The sequence below is a fragment of the Sphingomonas sp. LH128 genome (assembly GCF_000293195.2).
GTDB classification, from domain to species: Bacteria; Pseudomonadota; Alphaproteobacteria; order Sphingomonadales; family Sphingomonadaceae; genus Novosphingobium; species Novosphingobium resinovorum_A.
On the sequence record NZ_ALVC01000158.1, the window covers coordinates 1 to 5,351 of the forward strand.

Below are 5,351 nucleotides of genomic sequence, written 5' to 3' on the forward strand. Positions count from 1 at the left end.
TACCAGTTCGATAAACCCCTCACGGCACATCGGACGCAATCTACCCGTCGCCGAAACGAACATCGCATTGTTCACGGCCGACCAACAACGGCCTCGTCACGGGCGGCGTGCAGGCGACGAACTTCGGCAGCGACGTTTCGATCACCAATGCCGGCACCGTCTATGGCAGCATCAACGGCACCGGCTTCGGCAACGTTGCGGTGACGACGGCTGCAGGCGGCTCCCTGATCGCAGCGTCGCAGTTCAACGGCGTGCGTGCGACCGCGTTCTCGCAGGCGACCAGCACCACGGCGGACGGCATCACCACCTCGACCATCGAGGGCGGCAACGCCGCGATCACCCAGAACGGCGATGCTACCCTGGCAGACGGCGTGACGGGCGCGAATCTCGTGGCCACCGCCAACCAGGGTGACGCGAGCGTCAGCGTCAACGCCGTGGCCGGCGCGGTCTCGGCCGTCGGCGCCACCGGTTCGGGCACGTCGTGGAGCGGCGGCAACGCTGCGGTCGCGGATGCGACTACGACCACGTACGACTACGGCTTCAGCGCCGCGACCGGCACTGCGGCGGTTACCGTCGGCGCCGATGGCGATGTCACCGGCGTCTCGGCAAGCGCCGTTGGCGGGGCCACCGTTGCCGTTGACGGCAAGGTCGGCACCGGCGGCGTCAATGCCTCGTCCTCGACTTACGATTATCGCTATGTCACCACCGAAACGCGTGATGCCGACGATGTGTTCGCCGGTAGCGCCTATACCCAGACCCAGAGCCAGTCCGGCGGCGCTTCGAGCGTGACCGTGGGCGCAGGCGGCTCCGTCGCTGGCAGCATCAACGCGACCGGCGACGCCGGTGCGAGTGTGGCCAGCGACGGCGAAATCGCCGGCGGCATCAACGCGGTTTCCAACGGAACCGACTATACCTACGCCGGAAGCAGCAGCTACGACACCGATGGCGACCTGACCGGCAGCACTTACGCCCAGACCAGCACCCGTTCGGGCGGCGCTTCGAGCGTCACGGTCGGCACCGGCGGCTCGGTCGGCGGCAGCATCAACGCTGTCGGCGATGCAGGCGCCTCGGTCATCGCCAATGGCGATGTCGACGGCAGCATCACCGCACGCCAGCCCAACATTGCCAACACCACTTACGACAGCGCCTACACGGCGGAGACGGACACCAGCGTCAGCAACAGCAGCAGCACGTTCGCGGACGGGTCGGCCTCGGTTGCGGTCGGCTCGGGTGCGACCGTTGGCGGTGACGTGACGGCTTACGGCAACAGCAGCGCGTCGGTCACTTCGGCCGCATCGAGCATCATCAACGGCTCGGTGTACCTGGGTGCCCGTCCCGGCTACGAAAGCACCTCCGCCACGACCAGCACGGGCTCCGACCCGGTCACCGGCGACTACAGCTACAGCCAGGAGAACACCTCCACCCGTGCGGGCGGCGATGCCACCTTCAACAACGCCGGATACGTTCGCGGCAACGTATCGGTCACCGCGCTGAATGACGCCACCGTCACCAACAGCGGCCAGGTTGTCGGCTCGACGTATGTGAACGTCGGTGGCAACGACACGGCGAGCACCTACTCCGAGAACCTCGCGACCGTTATCGAAGGCGACGTCACCACCGTCACCTACACCGAGACGGGTTCCTCGCAGACCACCGGCATCGCCGGCAACGTGACGGGCACCTATTCGGGCACCAACGGCCAGGTGAGCTTCTCCCCTGTCACCGAGGGTAACATCACCCAGGAAGCGACCGGCAACAGCACGGTCAACGCTTCGGGTACGGTCTTCGGCTCGATCGCCTCGTCGGCCGGGCTGGGCACGGGTACGTCGCAAAGCGAATGGACCTCCACCGACCTCTATGTGACCGACGCTGCGGCGCCGGAAAACAACACGTCGACTTACACTTATGCGTCGACGGGTTCCTCGGTCTCCGCCGCAGGCACGAGCACGGTGAACATCACCGGCCATGTGTCGGATGCCTACTTCGGGTCGCAGACCGTTTCCTCGAACGGCACCACGGGTAGCACTGTCACCGTCTCCGGCATCGTCGACGGATCGGTGAATTCGAACGCGAGCGGCATCGCCAGCACGCAGAGCACCTCCAACTCGGTCGATACTTACGCCGGTTCGCCTTCGGTCCTGATCGGTTCCGACTATGCGGACAGCTATGCCAGCACCGTCACCGGCGGTGCGGCAGTCGGTAACGTGAGCGGATCGGGCGAAGTCAACGGCTCGCTCAACGTCGCGGGCGTGTCTTCGGCCTCGGCTCAGGTCGCAGCGGGTGCCAGCGTGCTCGGCAATGTGGCGGTATCAGCCGCAGGCACCGACACGGCATTGACCAGCACCAACCTCTATGCCTTCGACCCCGAGGCCGGGACTTCTACCCGGACCCAGACCGAAGCGTGGTCCTCGCAGGTCGCCGCCGCATCCGGCAACGCTTCGGCAGCCGTCGACGGCCTTGTCGAAGGAAGCCTCGTCGTGTCGGCAGTCCGTGGCAATGCCTCGGCAACGGTCACCGGCCAGGTCGGCGGCTATGTTGATGCCTACGCCGTCGGCTTCAACTCGGCGACCTCGACCGAATGGACTTCCGCCGGAACGACGGCCACGCCGGTACTGACCGATTACACCAGCACCAGCAGCTCCACCAATTCGGGCGGCACTGCCTCGGTCGTTATCGACACTTCGGCGGCCTTCAAGGCTGACGGCGTGGGCACGGCGACGCCCAGCGTCTCTGACGTCTCCGCATCGGGTCTCGGTGGTGCGACCATCACCGTCGCGGCGGGATCGAGCGTCGATGGTTCGGCCTATGCGTCGAGCAGCTTCACCGACACGACCAGCACGGTCACGCGCACCTACGCCGATACCGGCGTGGTCACGCAGAACTACAGCTATGCCGAAACGCTGGTCGGCAACGCGGCAAGCGTCACCAATGCCGGGACGATCGCCGGTGCCGCAGTGGCTGAGGGTCTCAAGACCGCCTCGGTCACCAACAGCGGCGAAGCGGCGGCTCTTGTCGCCTATGCCGGCGGCGTGAGCGAAAGCTACGTCGAAGTCGATGACGACTGGATCAACCTGAGCCCGTCCACCCACACCATCACCCGTACGAAGACCTACACGCCGGTCGGCGGCGCCGCCTCGGTCACCAACAGCGGCACCACTTCGTACATCGAAGTCGCCGGTGCCACCGGCACGGTGACCAACAGCGGGACTGTGGAAGGCGATATCTGGCTTGGCATGGCCGTGCCGAACGGCGTTGGGGTGGCTACCATCACCTCGACATCGTCGTCAGGAGATCTCGACGCGGAAGAGATTTTCACCCCGGCTGCGACGCTGTCCACCCAGACCTACACCGTTAACCAGAACGGTATCCTGGAAGGCAACGTCTACGTCACTGGTGCGGACTACGAGACCGCCGACGCGACGTTCAAGACCAGCAATGTCGCCGCGACGGTGAACCTCAACACGGGTTCGCAGACCACCGGTTCGTTTTTCGCAGAGAACAACACCGACACCGTGGTCAACGTGAACGGCGGCAAGCTGACCCTGGTCGGCCCGGCCTACGTTCCCGCCGACACGATCGATGCCGATGCCGTGTGGTCGGCCGGTCTCGAGGCAGGCGCCACCGGCGGCAGCTTCAAGCTGAACGTCAACTCGGGCACGGCGGAGATTACCCCGCCGGTCGATGGTTCCTTCGGCATCAACGGTGACGTCGCCGTCGGCGCCAACGGCACCCTGATCGTCGGTACGCTGGTGACCCCGGCCAATACCGGTTCGGGCGCCAGCATCACCGGCACCACGCCCACAATCGTGGGTACGGACCTGGTGGTCTCGGGCAACTTCACGACTGCCGGTACGCTGGCCATCGGCCTCAACGGCACGCTGGTGAAGACCGCGGTTGCACCGGTCTCGACCTCGACCGACTTCCTCGCCCCGATCACCACCGTGCTGACCGGTTCGGGTCTTGCCTACACCACCCCCGAAGCGGCAGGCGTGGCGATCAATTCGCCTTCGTCGATCACCGTGGGCGGCAACCTGGTGCTTGGCGGCAAGGTGCAGGTCTATGTCCCGACCGGCTCGATCTTCCTTGGCGGAGAAAGCGCGGACCTCTTCACCGTCGGTGGAACCGTTTCCGGCTCCGTCTCGGTGGTCAGCAACCTGAACTCTCAGTTCGTGACGCTGGCCTCGAAGACCTCGGGCGGCACCGTCTCGGTCGAAGCCACCCGCGTCAGCTACGGCACGGCGGCGACCAGCCCGAACGCGGCCGCAGCCGCCGTCGCTCTCGACAAGGCGATCCCGGGCGTGGTGCAGGTTCTGGTCGACGATGCATCGGGCGTGCGCAGCTACGCCTCGATCGACGAACTGAACAAGATCCAGGACGTCGCCAACCTCGTGTCGAACCTCGACTGGAACCTCTCTGCGGCGCAGGCTGCAGCGGTGTTCAACGAGCTGGCCTCGGCCTCGATCTACGGCTCGCTGGCCAACCTGCGCCAGAACGTCGCGTTCCAGGGACAGCTCGACCAGCTTGCCCAGCGTCGTGACGGTCAGGCTGGTGCCGCCGGTCTGTGGATCGCGCCGATCGGCAACTTCGCGAAGTTCAGCGGCACCGACTCGGGTGCGGCAAAGATCGACGCGACGAGCTATGGCGCGGCCGCTGGCCTCGACATCGCCTATAACGAAACCGGCGCCTTCGGCTTCGGCTTCGGCTATGCCCGCCACAACGTCGATGCCAAGGGCCAGCCGGTCAAGGTGGACGGCAAGACCTACTCGCTGGGTGCCTACTGGACCCAGGGCTTCGGTCCGCTCTCGGTCAACGCGCAGTTCGTCTACGGCTTCTCGAGCTTCGACGCGCAGCGTAATCTGGCCCTGCTGTCCCGCAAGGTCACCGCAGACTTCAACGGCAGCGAGTGGGACGGCAGCCTCGGCGTGTCGTACAACTTCGGCCAGGGCGATGTGGAAATCGTGCCCTTCGGTGAACTGGCGATCCGTCACTGGAGCACCAAGGGCTTCACCGAAGAGGGCGGCGCCGGTCTCGGCCTCAAGGTCGAGGGCGACAGCAAGAGCGTCTTCGAGCCGACCCTGGGCGTTCGTTTCGCCACGGTTGCCACGCAGACTGAAGCCTTCACCCTGCGCCCGTACGCCAGCCTCGCCTACACCTTCCAGGGTGATGCGGGCACCACGCGCACGGTCGGTTACCTGGGTGATCCGGACGGCAACACCTTCGCACTGAAGGGCGTCGATCCGAAGGGCTATGCGACCGTCGCTGCCGGGCTCAGCACCAGCGTGGCGGACAAGGTCAACATCTCCCTGGGCGGTAGCTACGCCTTCGGTAGCAACAACAACGTCGCGACCATC

1 protein-coding gene is annotated in these 5,351 nt (G+C 65.8%); it reads left to right on the plus strand.

Annotated features, from left to right (window positions below):
• Positions 1-107: 107 nt before the first annotated feature.
• The coding region (locus LH128_RS13530) for an autotransporter domain-containing protein (protein WP_008830206.1) at positions 108-5,351 on the plus strand (5,244 nt) is incomplete at its 3' end.